This is a genomic window from Pedobacter cryoconitis, assembly GCF_014200605.1.
Classification (GTDB): Bacteria; Bacteroidota; Bacteroidia; order Sphingobacteriales; family Sphingobacteriaceae; genus Pedobacter; species Pedobacter cryoconitis_B.
The window spans coordinates 541,963-566,181 of sequence record NZ_JACHCE010000003.1 but is presented as its reverse complement, the minus strand read 5'-3'; the positions used below and the strand labels follow the sequence as shown (position 1 = coordinate 566,181).

Sequence of the window (24,219 nt, the reverse complement as noted above, 5' to 3'; positions counted from 1 at the left end):
TTAAAAAAAACCGGCGTGAATATAGGGGGTAAAATAAGATTTCTTTTATTGATTCTGGGGATATGTTGTATTGCTACAGCATTATCGTTAAAACATTCTATAACAGAAAAAGACCTTCTTCAACACGAGGCAAGTAAACTTCAGGAAAATCTTGCTTTAAACGAACAAACTGTATATAATTTCTTAGCAGATGCGCAGCAGCTCGAAAGGGCCAAGCAGTTTCACCTGAATGAAACATTTGCTTTGAATTATATCAATTCATTTGGTGTAAAAGGGATAAATATCCTTACTTACGACCACTCTGTCCTTAAATTCTGGAGTTCATATAAAGCTATACCACCTAATCCTGATAAGGTAAAAGAAGGATCTTCTTTTCTGCAATTGGCTAATGGCTGGTATGAAGCAATTAAGAAAACAGAAGGAAGTTATACGCTGATCTTTCTGATTGATGTAAAAGATCAGTTTAGTATACAAAACCGTTATCTTAAAAATGGGATTGTAAATAGCCTGTCCTCTTCAAATTCTCTGGCCCTGGCCTCCTTTATGGATGAACAGGTTAACGGAATTATGAATCTGGATGGTAAATTGTTATTTGAGGTCAAACTCAAACCCAATTATACCGAAAGCGTTTATTCAGCTCTTCAGATCTGGCTTTGGATAATTGGTTTATTCAGTTTCTCTCTTTTTGTTAACTCTTTTTGTGGCAGACTCGCTAAAAGGGGCTATCTGGTCCCCGCAACCTTATTGCTCATTACTTTTTTCTTAGGGGTCAGAATTACAGATCTGGAGTATGGCTGGTATAATCACCAGTTTAGCCTCGAGATTTTCAGCCCCTCTATCTATGCTGAAAGTTTCTTTTTACCTTCTTTGGGAGATTTTCTGCTGAATGTACTTTCTATTACATGGGTTGTCCTTTTTATTTATACTTATAAAGATAGTTACAGGCTGCCGCAATGGATGGTCAGAAGTAAAATAGCCGGATTGTTTTTCCATTTTTTGCTACTGCTGCTTTTCGCTGGTATCGCCTTTTTGATGAACGATGTTTTCTTTGGCCTTATTTATAACTCCAAAATAAACTTTGATATCACTAATATTATCAATCTTAGCTGGCTAAGCTGGGTTTGTATTATCATTCTTTGCCTGGTCTGGTTTAATGTTTATCTGATTGCCAGTATTTGTATAGAACTCACCAGGCAATTAATTGTAACCAATAAAGAAAGGGTGATCCTGTTTGTTACCCTGTTCTCGCTGTATTTCATCTACATGTTATGTACAGATTTTACAGCCTTTTTTATTGCATATGCTTTATTCCTGTTTATCATTTCCTATAATAGTTATATCCAGAAGAATAAATTTTCAATAGGCGTTTTTGCTGCGGTCTTTTTCTGTCTTGCATTCATTTCATCTATCAAGTATTTAAAATTTAATGATATTAAGGAACGCAGTAACCGCTATGTGATAGCACAGCGCCTGCAATCTTCTGATGATCCTAAAGTGATCAATTCTATTGAGAGCCTGGGAAACGGGATTTCAAATGACCTTTTTATCACGGATTACTTTAAAAGCCCGGGATCAAACAGGCATCTTGCCTTGCAGAATTATATTATTAAGACCTTTCTGGATGGATATTTAGCGCCTTTTGAACATAATTTCTATGAATTTAACGCGTCAGATTCTACGCTTGCTGTAAGAGAAGACAGGTCATTACAGCATTATCAGAACCTGGTTAAATCGGGATCAGTAAAAATTTCTAATTTCTTCTATCGCCTGAATGATACTTTTGGTTATCAGAACTATTTTGGCATCATCCCAATTTTTGACGATAACCATATTCTGGGGACACTGGTTATTGAACTGAAGTCTCAGCAATATAATTATAACAGCCAGTTTCCTGAGATCCTGATTGACGGGAAGTTGAAAAATGATGAAGACTACAGTAATTACTCTTTTGCCTTTTATAACAATAATAAGCTGATTAAACAGGCGGGAAAGTATACTTATAAAATTGCCAATACAGAATTTAAAGGTATTTATGGTGAACCGGTAATTGTCAATGAGCCGAAATTAGGGTATAGCCATTTAATTTATTCGGCCAGTAACTCAAAAATCATAGTTATCAGTAAAGAAAAGGTGAACTATATTGTCAGGCTGGCGGCATTATCTTTCTTTTTCCTGATGTTCATTATCTTCTCTGCAGCTTTATATATGCTGATATGGCTGCTGAAAAATATTGATAAGAGTTGGGGAGGGTGGTTTAATATCAACCGCTCTTTAATGATCAATGCGAATAAAATCTTATATAAAACACGTATCCAGCTTTCTATTGTATTATCTGTAGTGGCGACCTTATTGATCGTTGGGTGGTCTACTTTCTTTTATATCAGAGATGAATACAGGAAACAACAGGAAGATTTTATCAGAGAAAAAATAAGAAAAGTGCAGCTTTCTTATGAGAAGCAGATTTTTGGCAGTGGTATACCGGAAGCTACGGATATGGCAGTGATCAATTTTAATCAGTTTGCAGATATCAACTCCGCTTATTTAAACCTGTTTGATACGGATGGAAATCTTTTGTTCACTTCATTGCCCAAGATGTATGATTATGGGATTATAGGGACTAAAATGGAGCCCAAAGCTTATATTTATCTTAAACAGCTGCAGCGCTCTGAATATTCTAATCCACAGGAAACAGTAGGGGCGTTTAAGTATTCATCTGCCTATGCGCCGATTCGTAATGCGCAAAACCAGACCGTAGCTTATATAGGACTGCCTTATTATGGAAATGAAGCAGATTATCAATCGAAAATAGGCCTGTTCATCAATACACTGATTAATATTTATGCGCTTGTTTTTGTGGCCATTGGTATCCTTGCGGTGTTCCTCGCCAATCAGATTACAAGTCCTCTGACTTTTATACAGGAAAGTATCAAAAAGACAAAGCTGGGACAAAAGAACCAGCCGATTGTCTGGTCCCGTCATGATGAGATTGGTTCTTTGATTAAAGAATATAATAAGATGATCGCTGCGCTGGAAGAAAGTGCGGTAAAACTCGCCAAGTCTGAAAGAGAGAGTGCATGGCGTGAAATGGCTAAACAAGTGGCTCATGAAATTAAAAATCCGCTCACTCCCTTAAAACTTGGTGTACAGTTACTGGAGAAATCATGGAAAGAGAAAGACCCTAACTTTGAACAGAAATTTGAGCGTTTTTACAGATCTTTTGTAGAACAGATTGACAGTCTGGCAACGATCGCTTCCGAATTTTCAAACTTTGCAAAAATGCCAGATACGAAGCTGGAGAAATTAAAGCTTATCCCGATTATTGAGCAAACGAGAGATGTCTTTGTCAATACCAAAAATGTGGAGATCTATATCTCTAACCTAACTAACACAGAGGTGATTATACAGGGGGATAAAGATCAGATGCTGCGTTCATTTAATAACCTGATGAAGAATGCAATCGAAGCTGCAAACCAAAAGGAAAAGTGTATGATCTTTATTAAGATCACGAATGATTCTGATTATGTATGGGTTGAGGTCGAAGACAATGGAAAAGGAATTGACCAGGAATTACAGCCAAAAATATTTGTCCCTAATTTTACAACTAAATCTTCTGGAACAGGTCTTGGACTTGCTTTCGTTAAACAGGCAGTAGATAATGCAGGTGGAACGATAGAATTTAAATCGGTGGAGGATACCGGAACAACGTTTTACCTCAGCTTCCCGCTGGTTCAGGATTAAGTTTTACTTATCTCAATGTGATGGCAGCCTTGCCCATTGTAAAACCGTTTGCATATAACAGAATAGAATAAGTCCCTTTAACGAAAGGTCTTGGGTTTACCCATTCCATAGTATAGGCTGTATTATCATTATTATAGGAAATAGTTATCATATCACTAAACTGCATTTCCTGCCCTTCTGCTTCAAACATGTTTTGCTCATCTGCGATGAGATTACCTGAAGGGTCGAATACCCGGATATATATTTTATGATAGTCTTTTGTCGCAAGCTGATTAGGAATGATATTAAAATAGGTGACTAGTTTCTTTGCAGTGGAAGCTCTGGTCACTTCTACGTTTTTACCGCTGTTCTTTACTTTGAAAGCAAGCAGGTTGACATTGAAAGCTTTTAAAGCAGCACCGCTTTTTACCTTTGCACTTAATTCTGAATTCTTCTTCTCCAGCGCATTGGCTTTAGCAGATACGGAGCTTACGGATTTAACCAGGCTGTCTCTTTCTGCTTTAAGGAAAGTATTCTCTTTCTCCAGACGGGAGAAATCCTCTTTATAATCACTCAGGAACGCTCTTAGTTTTTTTAGCTCATTTTGCGCGGCAGCAAGTTCTGCCTGAGTAACCTCACCTCTTTGTAAGGATTGTTTGAGTGATGATATTTTGGCTCTTGCCAAAGCTTGTTCTTTTTGAAGTTTATCAGTTAAAGCAACATTCATCGTGTTGACTTTATCAAACTCAACTTCTATTTTCTCTACTTCCAGCTTTAATCTTTCTTTTTCTGTATTGGTAGTGACAAAGCGTTCTTTTTCATGTTTGTCTTTGAAGTATAGGAATGCATTTGTACCCAGGAGGGCAGCAATGACTACAATCAAAAAATATATTTTATTACGGTCTCCTTTATTTACGGGATCTTTTCGGTCTAACATTTGAAATCAAAAATTGAGGTTTCTTTGTCGTATTGTTTAATACTTATTGATAAAAAAAAACGAACATAGGATAAAAAAAATAATTTGTGGTAAAAAAATGCCTGAAATTGTATGAGACCTTAAAAAAAATCGTTTAATTGCTAACGTTGGGCACAAATGTATAGTCTGTTTTCCCCACATTGATATTAAGTTTAAACTACCAAAAGAACCAATAATGCTGAAAAAGATTGTTTTTGCAATTCTAACAACTTTAATTACCCCACTTTTTATTTATGCACAAACACCAGCAAAAATTGCTCCAAAAAGGGAGTTTAGAGGGGTCTGGGTTGCAACTGTTACCAATATTGACTGGCCTTCAAGACCAGGACTGAGCGTAGATGAGCAAAAGCAGGAGCTGATTGCATTACTGGATCAGCATAAAAGAAATGGAATGAATGCCATTTTGCTGCAGGTAAGGCCTGCTGCGGATGCATTTTACCGGAAATCAAGAGAGCCCTGGAGCCAATGGCTGATGGGGAAACAAGGTATTGCGCCAAGCCCTGGATATGACCCGCTGGAATTTGCAATTACAGAAGCGCATTCCCGTGGAATGGAATTGCATGCCTGGTTTAACCCATATCGGGCAAGTATGAGTGCAAATACAGTTTTCAGTGAAGAGCATATGACCAAAAAAAGGCCGGACATGTTCTTTACTTACGGAGGGAAAAAACAATTCGATCCTGGAATACCTGAGGTCAGAGAATATATCGTTCAGGTAATTCTGGATGTAGTTAAGGGATATGATGTAGATGGTATTCACTTTGATGACTATTTCTATCCTTACCCTATTTCGGGACAAAGGATCAATGATGGGGCAACTTTTAGTAAATATCCAAATGGATTTACTAATCTGAATGATTGGAGAAGGAACAATGTTGACCTGTTGATTAAACAGCTTGATGATAGTATTCATCATTATAAAAAGTATGTGAAATTTGGAATCAGTCCTTTTGGAATCTGGAAAAACAGCAATGAAGACCCGCAGGGTTCTGCAACTCACGGGCTTTCCAATTATACAGAACTTTATGCCGATTCAAGAAAATGGGTAAAAGAAGGATGGGTTGACTATATCAATCCTCAGATCTATTTCAGTTTCACCAGAAAAGCTGCACCATTTGGTACTTTAGTAGACTGGTGGAGTAATAACACTTATGGCCGGCATCTTTATATCGGGCAGGGAGCATACCTGATGAATCAGCGTATGGAGGCAGCTTGGCGTATTCCAAGCCAGATTCCTGATCAGATCAGGTATATGAGAGAAAATAACCGGGTTCAGGGAAGTGTTTTCTTTAGCTCAAAATCATTTTCTACAGTAGCAAGGGCAACAGGAGATTCTTTGAGAAACGATTTGTACAAGTATCCGGCACTTCCGCCGCAAATGCCATGGCTGGATGAAATTGTTCCAAATGCGCCTCAAGGCTTAGCAGCAGAGGCTGTAGGAGTTGGGGTACAGCTGAAATGGGCTGCGCCGTTAAAAGCAGAAGATGGGGAAACTGCCTCTGGTTATGTGATCTACCGGTTTGATGAAGGAGAGAAAATCAGTGTAGTGAATCCGAAAAATATTATAAAGATAAGTTTTGAAAATATAACGTCCTTTTTGGACACCGGTATAGTCAGAGGAAAAAGGTACACCTATCTGGTTACTGCACTTGACAGGTTAAAGAACGAAAGTGAGCCAGGTGGTCCGGTAGGCGTAGAGACCAAATAAAAAAAACGGACATGAATTAATGGAATGCCCCCAGAAAGTCAGACAATTCCGGGGGCATTTTTATTTTATCAATTTATATGCTTACCGGGGCATTAAAACAAGTCTGATATAATTGTCCTGTTTTAAATACTTTTGTGCAGCAGCTTTAGAAGATTCAACGGTTACTTCATCTAAGCGTTGTTTTTCTGTGAGTAACTGATTTAAGCTGTCATTGTATTTTAGCCTTGTAGTCAGATAGCCCAGCCAGTATCCATTATTGCGAAGATTTAATTCCTGCTGACGCTGTTCTTCAGACTTGAACTTCACAATATCCTGTGCCGTTGCACCATTAGTCCTGATATTTTTCACTTCTTCCAGGGCAGCAGTGATGAGTTTTTCTACATTAGCCGGTGCGCAACTGAAGGAGATCACAAAATAATAATGCGCTGCTGGATATTTACTGACACTCAGAGAAACCCCGGGAGAATAAACACCACTCTCTTTTTCACGCAGTCTTTCCAGTATCTTAATTTCCAGAGCACTGTTTAAGGCGTCAAGTTGTACGTTGTTATTGGCCGTATAATCATAATCGCCATGAATGTAAAGCTGAACACTGGCTTTATCTTCCAGTCCTTTACGAACAGTTTTACTGATCAGGCCATCTGGTGTACGTGCACCTAAGTCTATGAAATCAGTTTTCTTATTTAAAGTAGGTAATCCCGCAATATAAGTCTCTATAAGAGGCTTAATGGTGTTTAGGTCAAAGTTACCTACAAAAACAAAGGTTTGCTCTCCAAGGTCTGCAAAACGGTCTTTATAGAAGTCAAAAGCTTTGTCCAGCGATATTTTATCCAGATCGGACAAAGTATAGGGCATACTTCTTTTGTTGTAAGAAGAAAGAACGGCTTGTACGGTGTCTGCAAAGACACTTTCGGGATCTGCATTTTTATTTTCCAGACTTACTCTGGCATCGCTGATCCATTTGTTGAAAATATCTGTGTCTTTACGTGGGTTCAATGCCGAAGCGACAACCATCTGCAAAGCATTTTCTAAATCTTTAGGAGCAGCGCTTCCGCTAAATCCCTGGTAAAGTTCGCCAATATAGGCACTTGCATTACCCGTATTTCCTGCTAATAACCTGTTCAGTTGTGAAGGGTTAAAATCTCCAAGGCCACTTTGCGGGATGATTCCTGCGTTATCAGCGGATTGATAATCATTTGGGTTTGCCAGAGAAGTACCTCCTTTAGAGAAAGAGCTGAAAAGAATCTGGTCATTTTTGAAATCCGTTGGTTTCAGTAAAACCTTAATTCCATTACTTAAAGTCCATTCCGTAACCCCTATATCCTCAAATTTCTTTTCTGCTGTTACTTTACCCGCTACCGGTGGCTGCGCTAAAAGAGGTTTCCTGATCGTATGATCTACATAGGGTTTCAGGTTTTTTCCTGTATTGGCCAAAATGGCAAGCAGCTGTGCTGCAGTTGGAAGATTGGCCTTTTCTTTTTCAGGGGCCTGTACAATAACGATCTGATTGTCTTTGGTAATCAACGTTTTTGCCAGGGCATTAACTTCTGCCAGTGTGATTGTCTTTAGATTCTGTTTGGTAGCTGCATAATTGAAATCAATAGATCCTATGGCAGCTCCGGTAAGAAAATGGCTAAGATAGTCACCTACAAAAGCACCGGAAGAGGTTTTGTCTTTTTCTTTGAGCAACATCTCATTTCCGGCTTCAATATTTTTTTTGATTACATCGAGCTCCGATTGCAGGAACCCAAATTTCACTGCGCTTTCAGTTTCGGCAATGGCTGCGGTAAAAGCATGTGCGAGCTCTTTGCCTGATTTCGCTCCAACTGTGGTTTGAAAAGCATTGAGATCAGGTATTAACCCGCCCTGATAACCACCAAATGAGCTTTGTGCAAATAAGAATGGCGCATTATCTTTCTCCATAATTTCCTGAAAACGTGCAGACAACATAGCGTTAATCATTCCGTAAACCATGTTTTTTCGCTGATCTGTGGTAGTTTTCAATATGTTGCCACGCTGTTTCCAGGTTACAGAGGCAATATTATACTGCTGTTCAGGATCCGTAACTATTTTTACCAGCGGGGTTTTATTGTCAGGGAGATCGTATTTTAATCTTTCTCTTTCTTTAGCCGGGTTTTTTAAGTCAGAGAAGTTGGCTATAATTAATTTTTCAACTTCATTGACATCAAAATCCCCTACAGCAATTACAGCTTGTAAATCAGGCCTGTACCAGTCTGCATAGAAATTCCTGATTTTATCATGCGTAAAGGTTTTTAGTAAATCAATTTTTCCAATAGGAATACGATTTTCATAACGGGAGTCTTTTAATAATACAGGTAACAGTTGTTTCCTGATCCTTTCTCCCGAATTTTTACCGCTCTGACGATCCTCTTCAATAATTACCCCCCTTTCTTTGTCTATATCATCGGCTTCCATGCTGATTTTTCCTGCCCAGTTGGCCAGTATTTTGAAACCTGTTTTAAAAAGCTCTGTGCTGTCTGTTGGGATTGGAAGCTGATAAACTGTCTGATCAAATGAAGTATAAGCATTTAAATCTGCACCAAAACGGACTCCTGCTTTTTGCAGATAATTAATAATCTCATTTTTGGGAAAGTCTTTTGTACCGTTAAAAGCCATATGTTCTGTGAAGTGTGCCAGTCCCTGCTGGTCATCATTTTCCATTAAAGAACCTATGCGGTTGGCAAGATAGAGTTCAGCCCTGTTTTTAGGTTCAGTGTTTTTCCTGATATAGTAAGTGAGGCCATTTGGGAGTTTGCCGATTTTGACCGCCGGGTCATTAGGTATTGGCTTTCCGGCATTAGCCGTTGCAGCTGGTTTTTGTTGAATTGTTTTATGCTGTCCAGATACCGGATTGCTAATTGCGGCAAGCAAAGTTAGCCCGATTACCGGGATAATATTTTTATACATATGGATTTAATTTAAGCGCCTGTTTAAGAAACGGTCTAAAGCTATATTTAATATAGTTTGAGACTGTTTTTTAAACAGGCGCTAAGATTTTAAGATAAAATAACGACTAGAATTTCCAGCGGACGAAAGCTTCCATTGCTTCGTATTCCGCTAATCCTAAGTCATCATAAGCTTTTGCCGTTTCCCGGTTTCTGTCTTCGGCACGTTCCCAGAATTCTCTGGCATCATCGCCCGGAAATACTGCTCTGTCTTTTTGTGACTGATGTTTGAAAATTGCATATTTCTTTTTCAGCAATTCCTGAGGACTTAATGGAACTGCCATTTCAATTTCGTGTGTATCGAATTCCTGCCATGCGCCACGGTACATCCATAACCAGCAGTCTTTTGCCCATGCTTCTGTTTCGCGCAGACGGTTCATCGCCTCAATGATTATATGGAAACAAACCAAATGTGTCCCATGTGGATCTTCAAAGTCTCCGGCAGCAAAAATCTGCTCTGGTTTAACTTTTTGAAGTAAGTCCATCGTCATTTCTACATCCAGATTGGTGACCGGGTTTTTCTTGTTTTTACCGCTTTCATAAAAAGGTAAAGCCATAAAATGGATGTGGTCATCCTGAAGGCCGCAATAGCGTGCACCAGCTATAGCTTCTCCTTTTCTGATCAATCCTTTTACGGATTGAATTTCGGGTGTGTCTACCTGGTTAGGCTGCTTTTGCGCAATAAAAGAGCGCATATTCTGATAAATGTCTGTTAGCTCTTTCTGGTCTAATCCCATTTTCTCTGCAAAGTCAATGCTGAACTCTACAAATCTTAAAGCATCGTCGTCCCAGACAGCTGTATTGCCTGAAGTCTGGTAAGCTACATGGACCTCATGCTGCTGATCTACGAGACGGATAAAAGTGCCACCCATAGAGATGACATCGTCATCCGGATGAGGAGAGAAAATAACAACTCTTTTTTTAGCTGGTGCTGCTCTTTCCGGACGCTGAGAATCATCTGCATTGGGTTTCCCTCCCGGCCATCCGGTAATTGTATGTTGTAATTTGTTGAATATATGAATATTGATGTTGTAAACCGGGCCTCTTTCAATGGCCAGTTGTGCCATTCCATTATTGTTGAAATCGTCTTCGGTAAGTTTCAGAATTGGCTTCTTTAAAGTATTAGCCAGCCAGATTACGGCTTTTCTGATTAATTTATCTTCCCATACACAGTCTTTAACCAGCCATGGTGTATCGAAGCGGGTTAGTAATGATGCTGCATCTTTATCCAGGATAAATTCTACATGATCAGAAAGTTGCAGGTATGTGGCCGGTACTTCACTTGAAATCTCTCCTTCTACAGCCTTTTTAATAATGGAAGCTTTCTTTTGGCTCCAGGCCATCAGGATAATCTCGCGGGCTTTGAAAATAGTCCCGATTCCCATGGTAATTGCTTTTGAAGGAACGAAAGATTTTCCCCCAAAGTCTCTTGCGGCATCTCTTCTGGTCAGGTCATCCAGTGTAACTAAACGGGTTCCTGAATTTGGCGCAGAACCAGGTTCGTTAAAACCAATGTGCCCCGTACGTCCAATTCCGAGAATCTGAATGTCCAGGCCTCCGAGTTCACCGATTTTACGTTCGTAATCCAGACAGAATGCCGGGATAGCCTCAAGACTTAGTGTACCGTCAGGGATATTGATATTTTCTTTAGGAATATCAATGTGATCAAATAAATGCTCTTTCATGAAGGTCACATAACTCTGGGCAGCATCAGGCTGCATTGGATAGTATTCATCCAGGTTGAAAGTGATTACATTACTGAAACTAAGATTTTCTTCTTTGTGCAGACGAACAAGTTCTGCATATACAGCAACTGGTGTGGCGCCTGTTGCCAGACCGATAACTGCTTTTTGCTTTTTTTCTTGTTTGTCTCTGATGAGATTTGCGATGCGCTGTGCAACGTTTAGAGATGCTGCTGCTGGATTATCAAATACTGAAACAGGGAGTTTTTCAAAACGTGTTTCTTCCAAAAGATTTAATCTTGCCATTTTTAGTATGGAGTTTTGAGGATTTAAGGAAGACGTAAATATAAAAAAGATTTCGGCTCTTCGATTAAAAAAGGGAGATCATGTTTGGTGACGGCATTCATATAGAATGAATGATGTCACCAAACATGATCTCCCTTTTTTAACGCATCGTATGGGGGTGGTGTGCTGGTTGGCGCTTTATATAGATAGAGCTTTAAGATTTTGCTTTTAGAAGAGCTCAGGGATTGCTTTTGGAAGGGACTTTAGATGTACTTTTTGAAGAAGTTTAGAGAATAAGACCTGCTCTTTTAATAAGCTTAGAGCGATTACTTCCAGAAGATGTTTTTAGATATTCTTTTGAAGGAACTTTTGGTTTTACTTTTTAGAAGGCGCTTTAAGATTTTGCTTTTTAGAAGAGCTCATGATTTCATCTTTAAGAATAGCGTTTGGTCTCAGCATCCCAAGATCTTATGAATCTTGAAGGGAGGATGAGATATACATTATATAGAAGGTGCATTGCTGTTTTTTTTTTATATTTTTGCGGGAAAGAATATATTATGGCAAGTTTTACATTCACTCCTGAAACAGCACAAAGAGTTAAAATCAAAGTTCTTAGGAAATACAGAGATTTAGCTAAAGAGAATTTAATATTTGCTCCTGGTCAGGAAGATCAGTTGGTTGGTCAATTGACTACTTTATTGAAAAGAGATGTCAAATACGTAGAATTCACTATTAACAAGGCGCTTGCTGATCCTGACGGAAATAGATTGTAAGCTAAGCCGCATGTAAAACATTCTCTTAAATAATTTGCATGCTCATGAAAAGAAATAAGTTTGCACTCCTGTTTGCTCTTATTGCACTGGCATCCTTTACCTGGTCTTTTAAGGAGGACTTATTCCTGGTATCTAAAAACCTGGATATTTTCGCTTCTCTTTATAAAGAGATCAGTGTCAACTATGTGGATGAAACCAATCCTTCAGATTTAATGAAAAATGGCATAGATGCTATGCTGGAAACACTGGACCCTTATACAACTTACATTCCTGAATCTGAGATAGAGGAATATAAGCTTAAGTATGTAAGTACACAGTTTGGAGGAATAGGGGCAAGCACTGTTTTTATAGAGGGTAAACTTTTTGTGAATGAAGTGAGTGCAGGCTATCCGGCTTTTAAGCTGGGTATTCAGCCAGGAGATCAGATTGTAAAAATTAATGGCGTTGAGGTAAAGGGGAAAGAGCGATTAGAGGTTAGCCGCCTGCTTCGTGGCCCGCGTGGGTCTGCTGTTGACCTGCTGATTGTCAGAGAAGGTACAGTAATTCAAAAACAACTGATCAGAGATGAAATCAGACAGCCCAATGTTTCTTATTCAGGGATGGTTGGTGATCTTGTTTATATCCGTTTAGATAAATTTCTGGAAGGTTCTGCACAGGAGGTACAGGATGCCGCTGTCGAACTAAATAAACAACATCCCAAAGGAATGATCCTTGACCTGAGGTATAATGGTGGTGGAATTTTGCAGGAAGCAGTGAAAATCGTTAATCTCTTTGTCAATAAAGACCTGGTTGTCGTTACTCAAAAAGGGCGCAATCCTGAAAAAACAATCAATTATAAAACTACTAGTCTGCCATTGCTTCCAGACCTCCCTTTGGCCGTATTGATTAATGGATCTTCTGCATCGGCCTCCGAAATAGTAGCGGGTGCATTACAGGACCTGGATAGAGGTGTTATTGTCGGGCAGCGGAGTTATGGTAAAGGGCTGGTTCAACAAACTTTTAATCTTCCTTATAACAGTCTGGTTAAAGTTACGGTAGCCAAGTATTTTACACCTTCAGGCAGATGCATACAAGCGGTGGATTATACCCATAAAAATGCACAGGGTAAAAATGTGAAAATAGCTGATTCACTGATCGCAAAATATAAAACAAGGACAGGAAGAAGTGTATATAACGGTTCTGGGGTTTATCCTGATGTAGAAGTCGGAGCGACAAAATTAAGTCCTATCACTATCTCTCTGATTAGTAAAAGTATGTTTTTTGACTTTGCTAATGCCTATAAAAAGACTCATGCATCAATTAGTCCGGCCACAGATTTTCAATTATCAGACGAAGACTATACCGCATTTGCAAATTCATTGGATGGTAAGGACTATGCTTATGTTTCCACAACAGAAAAGTTGTTGTCGGATCTGAGAGCCGAAGCCGAAAAAGAACAAAAGCTTACTGAAGTTAAAAAGGATTTAGACGAGCTGAAAGCGAAAATGCTTGTTGCAAAGAAAACTGAGGTGCTTGCACACAAAGCAGAGATCAAAAGAATATTGGAAACACAGATTGTAAGCCGGTATTATTTTGAGAAGGGTAAAATAATGCAAGCATTTCAGTATGATAAAGAATTGGAGGCAGCGAAATCTGTGCTTGGCAACTCTACTAAAATGCTTGCAATATTGAAAGGTGAAGGTGCTTATAAAACTATAGGTGATCCTGTAAAAATAATAGCAGGACCGGCAGATAGTAATTAATTATCCTGCACCGTGTAATTTAACTACTAGTCCGTCCATGTCATGGCTCAGCTGCAGCTGGCACGCTAATCTTGAATTAGGTAAAAGATCAGGTAATGTATCCAGCATCGCATACTCGTCATCTGTCATTTCCTTTAATTTCTCTTCACCTTCTAAAACATCTACGCAGCAGGTTGCGCATAAAGCCATACCTCCGCAGGTAGCTAAAATGTCGTACTCACAAGCTTTAAGATATTCCATCAGGCTTAACCCCATATCTACAGGGGCTTCCAGTGAAGTCAAAGTACCATCAGGATTCTGAACGTGTACGGTAATATTATTTTCTTCCATTATTTAAAATTCTGCTACTCCGTTAACTGTAGTATATTTCATAGTGTATTTAATTCCAGGATTTATATACTGGTAAGCACTGTGACTCATTAATGCAGCTTCATGGAATCCACAAAGGATTAGTTTTAACTTGTTTGTATAAGTATTGATATCGCCAATTGCATAAATACCAGGGATATTTGTAGAATAATCATCTGTATTTACTTCAATTGCACTTTTATGAATGTTCAGGTTCCACTGTTCAATAGGACCTAATTTTGGGCTTAAACCAAAAAGAGGAATCAGGTGATCAGCAGGGATGATTGTTTTTTCAAGGCTGCGGTTATGTACTAACTCTACGTTTTCCAGTTTACCGTGTCCTGATACTGAATTCAGATTGCTGTTTAATACCAGGTTGATTTTTCCGCTTTCAGCAAGTTCCATTACTTTATTTACTGAATCCGGTGCGCCACGGAAGCTCTCACTACGGTGAACAAGTGTTAATTCTTCTACGATATCAGCCAGGAAAATAGTCCAGTCTAATGCAGAGTCACCACCACCGGCAATCACCATTTTTTGTCCCCTGTATTGTTCAGGATCTAAAATCATATAGTTTACACCACGTCCGTTTTCGAATTGTTCTAATCCGGCAACAGCAGGTTTACGAGGTTCGAAGCAACCTAATCCACCAGCAATTACAACTACTTTGGCTTCTATCTTTGTCCCCATGTTCGTTGTTAACACGAAATCGCCTTCACCACGTTTTTCTAACCCTTCAATACGCTCACCTAAAGTATAACCAGGATGAAAAGGCTTAGCTTGTTCTACCAGATTATCAACCAGTTCCTGAGCCAGTACGCTCGGATAACCAGGGATATCATATATCGGTTTTTTAGGATAAATCTCAGAGAGCTGACCTCCAACCTGAGGTAAGTAATCAATTAAATGACAACGCATTTTAAGTAAACCTGCTTCGAAAATAGCAAACAAACCTACGGGTCCGGCGCCAATGATGGCTATATCTGTAGAAATCATGTATTTAAATTTGTTGCGAATTTACAAAATTTGTTTGTAATGATTCTCAATTGTCTGCATTTGGTTTAAAATTGAGGCTGATTTGACAAAGTTGACCAATCTAGTGGGGTAAGTATTCATTTTATCATATAGTTAAGGCCGATTATGCTTAAAAAATATTTTTGAACATGAATGATAAAATGGTTGACTATCTTTGAATATTGATGAAAAAGAACATATATTTTGCCTCTGATTTTCATTTAGGGTCACCAGATCATGCCACAAGCCGTCTTCGTGAAGACCGTATTGTACGCTGGCTTACTTCCATTGAACAGGACTGCGCTGAGTTATTTTTAATGGGGGATATTTTTGATTTTTGGTTTGAGTACAAAACAGTTATCCCTAAAGGATATATCCGTTTAATGGGCAAGCTGGCTTTTATGTCTGATGCCGGTGTTAAAATCTACTTTTTTAGGGGGAACCACGATATGTGGGTAGATGATTATTTTACCAAAGAAATGGGTATGCAGATCATTAGTGATGAACTTGTTATCCATAGAGGAGGAAAAAGTTTTTATCTGCATCATGGAGATGGGTTAGGACCTGGAGATGCCAATTACAGAATACTAAGAAAGATTTTCAGAAACCCGGTATGCCGCTGGTTGTTTTCAGTACTTCCTCCGAGAATTGGTTTAGGCATTGCCACAGGCTGGTCCGGTCATAGCCGTATAGCAAACACTGCTACAGAAGAAGTTTTTCTGGGTGAGGATAAAGAATGGTTAGCTGTTTATTCACGTGAAGTACTGGAAAAACAGCATTATGATTATTTTATTTATGGGCACCGGCACCTGCCAATGATCGTTGATCTGGGCAGTGATAGTAAATATTATAATATAGGGGAGTGGTTTGGATTTAATTCTTATGCCGTTTTTGATGGCGAAGAGTTGAGTTTGAAGTACTTTGAAAAGGATGGGGATTGATCCTGAGTTGAAAAATCAATGATTTATTTCAATGAAACCATCATGTGCAGCAGAGTATAAACCGATTGAACAGAAACTAAGTAGCATATGATAGCTTCATTACCGTTAAAAATCAATGATTTATTTCAATGAAAAACCTTATTTTTGTAATCCTATAAATACCAATTGCTTCAGTACATCCGTCTGATACGGTAATTCCCGGTAATTAATACTGGCTATTAACTAAATAAACGTTGTTAAATGGATCGGGGCAATTATTTATTTGCTGAATAAAAAGATTATGTTAGAGAAATTAGAAGCTATAAAAATTCGCTGGGAAGATGTCGAAGAGCAGCTGACCAATCCTGATACGATGCAGGATATGAAACGTTTTGCCCAGTTGAATAAAGAATATAAAGACCTTACCAAGATTGTAAACGAATATCTGGTTTACAAAAATGTAATGAGCAATATTGACGCAAACAAAGAGATCCTGCTTACAGAAAAGGATGCTGAAATGCGTGAAATGGCTAAAGAAGAACTGGATTTGTTATTGGCACAGCAGGAAGAAATTGAAGAGCGTGTACGTTTGATGCTGATTCCTGTAGATCCTGAAGATTCCAAAAATGCAGTATTCGAGATCAGAGGTGGTACAGGAGGTGATGAGGCAGCTTTATTTGCTGGTGATTTATTTAGAATGTATACCCGTTTCTTCGAGCAGAAACGCTGGAAAGTTGAAGTTGTTGATGTAACAGAAGGTACAGCTGGCGGATACAAAGAGGTGATCATGAAAGTTTCGGGAGAAGATGTATACGGACAATTGAAATATGAGTCTGGCGTACACCGTGTACAGCGTGTGCCTGACACAGAAACACAAGGCCGGGTACATACATCAGCTGCTTCTGTAGCTGTGTTGCCTGAAGCAGAGGAAATCGATTTCTATTTGAACCCTGCTGATATTGATCTGCAAACTTCCCGCTCAGGTGGTGCAGGTGGACAGAACGTAAATAAGGTAGAGACTAAAGTTCAGTTGACGCACAGGCCATCAGGTATGGTTGTTGTTTGTCAGCAGGAGCGCTCGCAGCTAGGTAACAGGGAAATTGCGATGGAGATGTTACGTAGTAAGTTATATGATATCGAATTGCAGAAACGCAATGGTGATATTGCTTCAAGACGTAAGACTATGGTATCTACAGGAGACCGTTCAGCTAAGATCAGAACTTACAATTATCCTCAGGGAAGAGTAACAGATCACCGTATCGGATTGACTTTATATAATCTGAATGGTGTAATGGATGGTGGCGTGCAGGAGCTTATTGATGCATTACAGTTTGCTGAGAATGCTGAGAAAATGAAAGAAGGATCTGTAGCTTAATGAGTTGCATTTTTTGTCGAAAATAATTGAAATATTAATTTCGTAATGCGATTATAGTTCCTATATTCGCATTCCCAAATGGGAAAACGGACCGGTAGTTCAGCTGGTTAGAATGCCGCCCTGTCACGGCGGAGGTCGCGGGTTCGAGTCCCGTCCGGTCCGCTTAAATTAAATAGAAAGCCTGTTATCATTAGATAACAGGCTTTTCTCGTTTAAAGATTCGCGAATTTTAAATATACCAGCAATCAGCGGAAGGAAAATTATATTAATTAATATTCCTATTACAATGAAACCAGAGATAAAGGTATAGCATTTAAAATCTTCCGTCCCGGTGCCTGAAAAAGATGTGGGTACAAGAAATATTATTATGGATGCAAAAGGTGTAATCAGGCCTGTTAAGAATGCATTTGTGGTGATTTTAAGTAATGAAGTTCCTTCTCCGGTTTTAGTTCTCCTGTATCCATATTTTATCAGGAAAATCAATGGTATTAAAAGAATACATAAAGATAAAAGCGTAAAAAGCAGAGAAATGAATTTCATAGATGTAAAAGTAAATATTAATTTTAAGCAAATATTTACAATGAAAAGAACACTTCTGTCGCTCATTATCCCTGTTGTTTTTCTTGTCTCCTGTAATAACAGCGTTGATAAAGAAGGAAAAACGCATGGTAAATATATGTTTACTGTGAAAAAGCAGATAAAAACAGCCGGTACGCTAAACAATGATACGCTGAGGGCTTTTGGTGAGGTTGGTTTTACAAGGCCACTGCGGATAAAAACCCCTGTAAAACTGCAGCAATATCTTAAGGATTCAATCAATTATGTAGAGGAGGTTGATTTTACAGGAGATAAAATTCCAGATTTCATTTGTAAGATGAAGCTTGATTCGACAGGCGTAGGAAATGAGTATTGGATCACCTCTAATCTTAAAACAGTCAAAAAACTTCAATACTATGGAGATGGATTTCATTATCGCTGGTTTATTAATCTTGATAGTGATCCGGAGCCTGAGATTTATGAGGCGATAGGTGATGAAGATGGTGCTGATTATACCTTTGTGGATCAGAACTTAAAAACCGGAAAGGATAAAACCCTTCTTTATATTAACCCCGTAGTGATTGAGAATGATAAGAAATACTGGGGTTATCCGTGGGATGTTAAAGATTTTATGGCAAGAACAGATGGTAAAACAGTTGAATTATTCTGTTCGCTAAAACATTCTATAACGAGGGATGGAAATGAAATCAGTCTTCCACCTGGTCAGAAACAGATGCCTGTTGTGCTTTTTAGGGGACATCCTACGCAAAAAGGAGAGTTAAAAGGAGTGAAAAATGAAGAATGGTTGAGTTTGACGGAGATTGTTGATAGAACAAAAAAATAATAGTTGCTCATTTTCAGTGAATTATATAGATTTTTTAAAATTCATCACTTTTTAAAATTGTTTTTAATTTATTAGCGTATATTTGCAGTCCAGAAAACAACGAACAGTATTTATACTGAAATTGTCGAAAGGAAACGGACCGGTAGTTCAGCTGGTTAGAATGCCGCCCTGTCACGGCGGAGGTCGCGGGTTCGAGTCCCGTCCGGTCCGCAAGATTAGACATCAATCACATTAAAAGGCCTGTTATCATCCGATAACAGGCCTTTTTTTATTGTAAAATCTTCTGGAATTGTATCGTGTAGTAATTTTTATTAAAGCCGTAAACCGGATGGAAAATAATCGGATCAAGTCATAAACTTGTGGATTAGGGATTAAATTTCAAGTTTTGTGTTTGATATTTTTTGAGTTCAAAGCAGATGGTTACGATTCTTTAATAAGCTAATTACTTCCTGATTTTATAGTTCAATTTATCATTATTAAACGTCCTGATTACTTTGATCAGAGATCGGTCAACGCTTCAGCGGAATTCTTAGGGGGAGGAAAGATCCTGTTTTTTTCGGTTTCCATTGATTGTTTCATTGTGCCCGGTACAGAACTTTTGAAACAACCTGTACTCCAGACTGCTGCCTTAAAAATGAAATCACCCAGGATTCCCTTTGAAAATTTATCCGTTAAACTTCCCATAATAAATAAATGCCTTTCTACCAATGTAAGCTATTCGCGTTAAAGATTATCCTGATGAGTAAAAAATGTCCGTAATTGTCCGCAGCTGTCCGCAGCTGTCCGCAGCTGTCTGCAATTGTCCGCTTTGTCCATGGGTTAGTCAAAGGGAAAATTATAATTTCATTAATCTTCGTCCGGTTATGATTTGGTTGTGCCTGAATAGAGATCGGGGTGACACCACGTTGTAAACAGCCTTTAAGCATAGGAACTCTAAGTCATTTCAACTAGTTGTTTTTACTTGGACTTGCCATGCTCTTACCTTACTTTAACATTGCTCTTACCCTAACGAGTACCCGAACAGTACCCGAACAGTACCCGGGCAGTACCCGGCCGATATAGATTGATTATTTAGCTATTTTGAATCTATTTACTAACAGCACGGCCTTGTTTCGGCTTTGAGTCATTCCCATGCAAATTGAAAGCTTTCAGAGCCATAAGAGCATCCCTGACACCAAAGACTTTCAAAAAAAATGAACATTTACCTGGTTTTCCTTCTGCAATTCAGGCTGGAGCTAATGGGGTAGAATTGGGTAATCTTAATAAGGTATTGCTTAAACATCAAGAAGAGCTTACATTGCATCTTATTGAACAAAATAAGAAAATAGAAATCTTGATGCAATTAATGCAAAAACAACAAGATGATATTAATAAATTAAAATCTGAAAATTCTAAGTCATTATAAAATGCCTGTCTCATTACAGGATTAGGCATCAATCAAATTAAAAGGTCTGTTATCATCCGATAACAGACCTTTTGTGTTTCTACTATTTTTCTATAACTGTGAATTTATCCTGATAGATGCTTTAACCATTGCAAGCGCTTTGATTGCATGAAGTGGAAACTCGATCGACTGATGATGCTGATTCTGAGAAACAAATTTTACGAATCCCTCTTTTTCAGATCTCTGTAAATATTTGGTGAAAAAGAATTCGTCTCCGTTATGCTCAATATAAGTCAGGTACATCTCTCCCCAAATAATGTTATGGGCAATGTCCTTGATTTCTTTATACATCACAATATCACCTGATTTTAATAGTGGATACATACTATCCCCGGTAATGTATAATGCACCATCACATTTTGGTAGTTTAGGAATCCGTATATAATCTATCGGTATTTGTTTAAGCCGGTTTTTTCCTAGTAATTCAATAACCCCTGCACTCGCCTGTACATCATAAAGCGGAATATTTTGTGTATCCATCAGCATATCTGTTCTTAACTTTCTAACAGTTACCTCTTGCCCTTCGTTTTTAAGCATCTCTCCCTGCCCGGTCAATAACCAGTTTGCATCAATATCAACACATTTTGTGACTATTAATTCATAGTCTATCGTGTTCCTGCTGTGCCAGTTAGATAGTGTATTTGGCTTTATATCTAAGTAACGTGCAAATTCTGCATCATTCTTAAAGTTATAGTGAGATTTTATTTGGCTAAGGATCTGTGATTTACCTGAAGTCTCCTTCATATTGTGAATATTTATTTGATTTTAAACACTTTTTGTGTGTATGTTTGTTCCGGCAAGAAAGACAAACTATACCATGCACAAAAGTAAATAAAAAAATAATAAGTGCAACTATCAGGCTATAAACGATCTGATGTCAGATTAATCTTGTTATTACTGATATATACAAATGATCAGCTATTGTGAAAATTATCACAAAACTGTGAGGTAATGCAAAATATTGATCACAAATTGAGGTAAACTTAACATTTGCACTCAATATGTAAGTGAATTAACCCAACGGCTATATAAATTATTAGACATTAAATTATGAATAACTCACCAGACAATAAGGTTGCTTACTATGCGGAAAGCGAAATTAAAGTAATTGATGAATACCACCTGCATTTCTGTAAAATAGGGGAAGAGATAGGTGAAAATACACAGGAACAATTCTATATATACGATACCAGTCAATTAAAAATTATTAAACGAAAATAATATGGAAATGATGAGAATGAACACAACTGAATTAAGCATTATTCAACTGGAAGGGATGCTGGCCGACCGTAAGAAACAGGAAAAGGCCAGACTGGACAGAGCCAGGGTGGATTATGAAACTGAGCGTGATACGGATATTACAGCGCTCACAGACGAAGCGGCAATGCTGCATCATATGATAGCTAGGTTTAAGGCCAGGGTACATACAGTAATGGCGATGCAGGCCCAGAAAACTGCAGCATATGGTTTAATCCCTGCTACAAGTAAAGGCGGTTTCAGTCTGACTAATAAAACTGGCAATAAAAGAATCACCAGAAGGAGGGATACTGATCCGGTGTGGGATGAAAGAGCGGTTAAAGCGATCAGTCTGATCAAAGATTTCCTGGGCGATGCTGTTAAAAAAAGAGATGTAAAGCTATTTGAGATCCTTTTGAGCTTTCTGGAGCGAAATCAGAATGGAGATCTGGAATATGCAAGAGTCTTTAGTCTGATGCAGCATGAAAACAAATTTGATGATATACGCTGGACAGAAGGACTACGTCTTTTAAAGGAAAGCTATAGTATTACCCTGAAAGGTTTCGCTTATGATTTCAAAATGAAAAATGAAACAGGTAAATGGGATCGTCTGGAGCTAAATTTCTCCAGCCTGTAAGTCCAGCCAATTATACCAGGAATTCTATCTATTAAACAATCTATGCGCCAACGAGCGCTCTTAAAAAATTACATTGATGGCAAAACAACAATTTATATCTAGAAATCAAGCGGTTAAAGACTATTTTGACGAATTGGTAAAGCAAAAACCCGAATGGCGCCTGGATGCGCTGGAAGAAAAGACGGCGGCTAAATTTTATATCAGTCCGCGTACTGTCAGAGCAATTTTAAAGGGTGAAGGCAATTACGCCAGTTAACCCTCTTTCCCTAAAACCCCGGCGCCTGTTTTACATTCACCCCTTCGAAGGCTGTAAAACAGGCTTTTCTGTGTAATAACAGAAGGCTACAATTCTGTTCTGATGAATAGGTCTAAAAAAACCAATCTTCGAAACCTTCTTCCATTAAAGTGTTTTCTTCTGTAAAACGGGACTCCCTCACTTTTGCCCGGTCGTTTTCAAAATAACGTCTGGCCTCATTTAAAGAACCTGTTTCCTCTTCAGATTTCAACAGATCGAAAACCTCCGGATCAACCCCATCATCCTGTTCATTCCTACTGTGTTCAGACCTGGTTCCAGGCTGCTGCTGTTTCACCATAATTGTGTTTTTAACCGGCTCATCTGCCTTGTTTTTTTTCTTGTTTTTTAAGATCAAATCCTTCATATCAAATACTTTATAATACAAATCTCTATGAAAAAACAGGGGTAAAAAAACTGATGATCAATGCTTGTATATGGCTGATACAAAAAATGTTATGAAAGTTACAATGCCTGATTCACGATTTTTTTAGCCCTGAAAAATGATACACCTTTGTCATTGTAAGGACGACAAAATATCAGATGTCACACAAATTCAGCTCAGGTTTACAAGCCTGAAAAATTAGGCTGTAATACATATATGAATGAGAAACATTCTTGTATTCAGACCCATGTTTTAAGCTATTATTTGTATAGAAAGTCGTGGCTTCAAAACAAGATATGGAAGCCGGTAACGGACTCCTTTAATAGGGTTAATTAAACAGGTTCAAATGGCGGGGAGGCTTAGTGCCACCCGCATAACCCTATCCTGATTAGAAACAATAAAAAGAGAGAGATGAAAACACTACCACAAAAATTTACATGGCTTGACAGTTTCAAATCTCCACGAATATGGGTGGAGGCACGCAGGCATTATGGCCTGCTGGAGATCCCTGGCAAAGACAGCAACCCAAATATTTTAGCATGGGCTAAAGAAGTTGGCGTTTCGGGCTGGTACACAAATGATGACATTCCATGGTGTGGATTGTTTGTCGGAGTCTGTGTACAGCGTGCAGGGTACAAAACAGTTGGAAGTAAGCTGCTGGCAGCATTAGAATGGTCAAAATGGGGCATTGAGGTTGGAAAAGGACAAGAAGGATTTAATGACATTCTAGTATTTAAACGTCCGGGTGGCGGCCATGTAGGCTTCTACTGCGGGGAGAATGATAAAGCCTTTTTAGTTTATGGAGGTAACCAGAGTAACGCAGTTGGTCTGGCCTGGATTGAAAAGACCAGGCTGGTAGCGTGCAGAAGAGTAGCCTTCAAAAACAAACCTGAAACCGTAAAAAAAATAAGACTTAGCGATAGCGGAGCATTTTCAGAAAATGAAGTTTAAAAATCACGTGGCCATTGGAAAATATACAAGAAAGTTTGGAGAAGATCTCTTTGAGAGAGATTGCGCAGACCCCATTTGCTTATGCACTTTATGTGGTTACAATGGTTCTGGTCAGTGTAATTGTGACCGAGCGCTTTGATGCGGGCACAGCAAAAGAAGATTACTCAAGAAAGATTGAACAGCTTGAAAACATGGTGAAAGCTGAAAGAAAAGAGAAAGATGAGGTATTTAAGGCCTATTTAATAGAGCGGTCAGCGAACCTCCAGATACAAAAAACAGTAGACAGTACGGCTATCAGCAGATATAAGTACCACTAAACCCAGAAACCAAAATCAACATAAAACAACCTAAAATTTAAGCTGATGAAACCCTTAAAAACCAATTCGT

21 protein-coding genes and 2 tRNA genes are annotated in these 24,219 nt (G+C 38.5%); 15 read left to right on the top strand and 8 right to left on the bottom strand.

Annotated elements, in window-relative coordinates; genetic code table 11:
• The first annotated feature begins 15 nt into the window (after positions 1 to 15).
• Positions 16 to 3,738, top strand: coding sequence for a HAMP domain-containing sensor histidine kinase (locus tag HDE68_RS13160; protein ID WP_317617698.1), 3,723 nt, complete (start codon positions 16 to 18; stop codon positions 3,736 to 3,738).
• A gap of 7 nt (positions 3,739 to 3,745) precedes the next feature.
• On the opposite strand, the gene HDE68_RS13155 is transcribed toward HDE68_RS13160, so the two are convergent.
• Positions 3,746 to 4,654, bottom strand: a complete 909-nt coding sequence (locus HDE68_RS13155) for a hypothetical protein (protein WP_183882622.1) — start codon at positions 4,652 to 4,654, stop codon at positions 3,746 to 3,748.
• A 214-nt stretch (positions 4,655 to 4,868) separates the two neighbouring features.
• Here HDE68_RS13155 and HDE68_RS13150 point away from each other — a divergent pair, with 214 nt between their 5' ends.
• Positions 4,869 to 6,401, top strand: a complete 1,533-nt coding sequence (locus HDE68_RS13150; RefSeq protein WP_183882620.1) for a glycoside hydrolase family 10 protein — start codon at positions 4,869 to 4,871, stop codon at positions 6,399 to 6,401.
• A gap of 81 nt (positions 6,402 to 6,482) precedes the next feature.
• On the opposite strand, the gene HDE68_RS13145 is transcribed toward HDE68_RS13150, so the two are convergent.
• Positions 6,483 to 9,329, bottom strand: a complete 2,847-nt coding sequence (locus tag HDE68_RS13145; RefSeq protein ID WP_183882619.1) for a M16 family metallopeptidase — start codon at positions 9,327 to 9,329, stop codon at positions 6,483 to 6,485.
• A 106-nt stretch (positions 9,330 to 9,435) separates the two neighbouring features.
• Positions 9,436 to 11,355 carry a glucosamine-6-phosphate deaminase gene (gene nagB, locus HDE68_RS13140; protein WP_183882617.1) on the bottom strand — a complete coding sequence of 640 codons (1,920 nt, stop codon included), beginning with the start codon at positions 11,353 to 11,355 and terminating at the stop codon, positions 9,436 to 9,438.
• Between the two features lie 536 nt (positions 11,356 to 11,891).
• On the opposite strand from nagB, the gene HDE68_RS13135 reads away from it, so the two are divergent.
• Both HDE68_RS13135 and HDE68_RS13130 read left to right on the top strand, forming a co-directional pair.
• Entirely contained in the window at positions 11,892 to 12,107 is a 216-nt protein-coding gene (locus HDE68_RS13135) for a hypothetical protein (RefSeq protein WP_183882615.1), read from the top strand.
• A gap of 44 nt (positions 12,108 to 12,151) precedes the next feature.
• Positions 12,152 to 13,849 carry a S41 family peptidase gene (locus tag HDE68_RS13130; protein WP_183882613.1) on the top strand — a complete coding sequence of 566 codons (1,698 nt, stop codon included), beginning with the start codon at positions 12,152 to 12,154 and terminating at the stop codon, positions 13,847 to 13,849.
• Here HDE68_RS13130 and HDE68_RS13125 read toward each other — a convergent pair whose 3' ends face one another.
• Positions 13,850 to 14,179, bottom strand: coding sequence for a 2Fe-2S iron-sulfur cluster-binding protein (locus HDE68_RS13125; protein WP_183882611.1), 330 nt, complete (start codon positions 14,177 to 14,179; stop codon positions 13,850 to 13,852). It abuts the gene before it with no gap.
• Positions 14,180 to 14,182: 3 nt separating this feature from the next.
• The gene (locus tag HDE68_RS13120; RefSeq protein WP_183882609.1) at positions 14,183 to 15,193 is read right to left on the bottom strand and encodes an NAD(P)/FAD-dependent oxidoreductase; all 1,011 of its coding nucleotides are present in this window, start codon (positions 15,191 to 15,193) and stop codon (positions 14,183 to 14,185) included.
• A 203-nt stretch (positions 15,194 to 15,396) separates the two neighbouring features.
• Between HDE68_RS13120 and HDE68_RS13115 the strand changes: the two genes are divergently transcribed.
• The 5 genes from HDE68_RS13115 to HDE68_RS13095 all read left to right on the top strand — a co-directional run bounded on the left by HDE68_RS13115 (position 15,397) and on the right by HDE68_RS13095 (position 19,097).
• On the top strand, positions 15,397 to 16,152 hold the full coding sequence (locus tag HDE68_RS13115) for a UDP-2,3-diacylglucosamine diphosphatase (RefSeq protein ID WP_183882607.1): 756 nt from the start codon (positions 15,397 to 15,399) through the stop codon (positions 16,150 to 16,152).
• A gap of 280 nt (positions 16,153 to 16,432) precedes the next feature.
• Positions 16,433 to 17,506, top strand: a complete 1,074-nt coding sequence (gene prfA / locus HDE68_RS13110; RefSeq protein ID WP_183882605.1) for a peptide chain release factor 1 — start codon at positions 16,433 to 16,435, stop codon at positions 17,504 to 17,506.
• 88 nt (positions 17,507 to 17,594) lie between these two features.
• A tRNA-Asp gene (locus HDE68_RS13105) sits at positions 17,595 to 17,668 on the top strand.
• A 169-nt stretch (positions 17,669 to 17,837) separates the two neighbouring features.
• The gene (locus HDE68_RS13100; RefSeq protein WP_183882603.1) at positions 17,838 to 18,887 is read left to right on the top strand and encodes a hypothetical protein; all 1,050 of its coding nucleotides are present in this window, start codon (positions 17,838 to 17,840) and stop codon (positions 18,885 to 18,887) included.
• Positions 18,888 to 19,023: 136 nt separating this feature from the next.
• A tRNA-Asp gene (locus HDE68_RS13095) sits at positions 19,024 to 19,097 on the top strand.
• Positions 19,098 to 19,588: 491 nt separating this feature from the next.
• Here the strand turns inward: HDE68_RS13095 and HDE68_RS13090 are convergent.
• Positions 19,589 to 19,813: a hypothetical protein gene (locus tag HDE68_RS13090; protein WP_183882601.1), complete on the bottom strand. Its 225-nt coding sequence runs from the start codon at positions 19,811 to 19,813 to the stop codon at positions 19,589 to 19,591.
• Between the two features lie 212 nt (positions 19,814 to 20,025).
• On the opposite strand from HDE68_RS13090, the gene HDE68_RS13085 reads away from it, so the two are divergent.
• Positions 20,026 to 20,292, top strand: a complete 267-nt coding sequence (locus HDE68_RS13085; RefSeq protein ID WP_183882599.1) for a hypothetical protein — start codon at positions 20,026 to 20,028, stop codon at positions 20,290 to 20,292.
• Positions 20,293 to 20,382: 90 nt separating this feature from the next.
• Here the strand turns inward: HDE68_RS13085 and HDE68_RS13080 are convergent, their stop codons facing one another.
• The gene (locus tag HDE68_RS13080; RefSeq protein ID WP_183882597.1) at positions 20,383 to 21,075 is read right to left on the bottom strand and encodes a helix-turn-helix domain-containing protein; all 693 of its coding nucleotides are present in this window, start codon (positions 21,073 to 21,075) and stop codon (positions 20,383 to 20,385) included.
• Between the two features lie 306 nt (positions 21,076 to 21,381).
• Between HDE68_RS13080 and HDE68_RS13075 the strand changes: the two genes are divergently transcribed.
• The 3 genes from HDE68_RS13075 to HDE68_RS13065 all read left to right on the top strand — a co-directional run bounded on the left by HDE68_RS13075 (position 21,382) and on the right by HDE68_RS13065 (position 22,460).
• Positions 21,382 to 21,552 (top strand): hypothetical protein, encoded by a 171-nt coding sequence (locus HDE68_RS13075; protein WP_183882595.1) that lies wholly within the window; start codon positions 21,382 to 21,384, stop codon positions 21,550 to 21,552.
• A gap of 7 nt (positions 21,553 to 21,559) precedes the next feature.
• On the top strand, positions 21,560 to 22,204 hold the full coding sequence (locus HDE68_RS13070) for a DUF3164 family protein (protein WP_183882593.1): 645 nt from the start codon (positions 21,560 to 21,562) through the stop codon (positions 22,202 to 22,204).
• A 76-nt stretch (positions 22,205 to 22,280) separates the two neighbouring features.
• Positions 22,281 to 22,460 carry a hypothetical protein gene (locus HDE68_RS13065; RefSeq protein WP_041883972.1) on the top strand — a complete coding sequence of 60 codons (180 nt, stop codon included), beginning with the start codon at positions 22,281 to 22,283 and terminating at the stop codon, positions 22,458 to 22,460.
• A 112-nt stretch (positions 22,461 to 22,572) separates the two neighbouring features.
• On the opposite strand, the gene HDE68_RS13060 is transcribed toward HDE68_RS13065, so the two are convergent.
• Positions 22,573 to 22,863, bottom strand: coding sequence for a hypothetical protein (locus HDE68_RS13060; protein WP_183882591.1), 291 nt, complete (start codon positions 22,861 to 22,863; stop codon positions 22,573 to 22,575).
• 429 nt (positions 22,864 to 23,292) lie between these two features.
• On the opposite strand from HDE68_RS13060, the gene HDE68_RS13055 reads away from it, so the two are divergent.
• Both HDE68_RS13055 and HDE68_RS13050 read left to right on the top strand, forming a co-directional pair.
• Entirely contained in the window at positions 23,293 to 23,832 is a 540-nt protein-coding gene (locus HDE68_RS13055) for a TIGR02594 family protein (RefSeq protein ID WP_183882589.1), read from the top strand.
• Positions 23,833 to 23,846: 14 nt separating this feature from the next.
• Positions 23,847 to 24,149 (top strand): hypothetical protein, encoded by a 303-nt coding sequence (locus HDE68_RS13050; RefSeq protein WP_183882587.1) that lies wholly within the window; start codon positions 23,847 to 23,849, stop codon positions 24,147 to 24,149.
• Positions 24,150 to 24,219 lie beyond the last annotated feature (70 nt).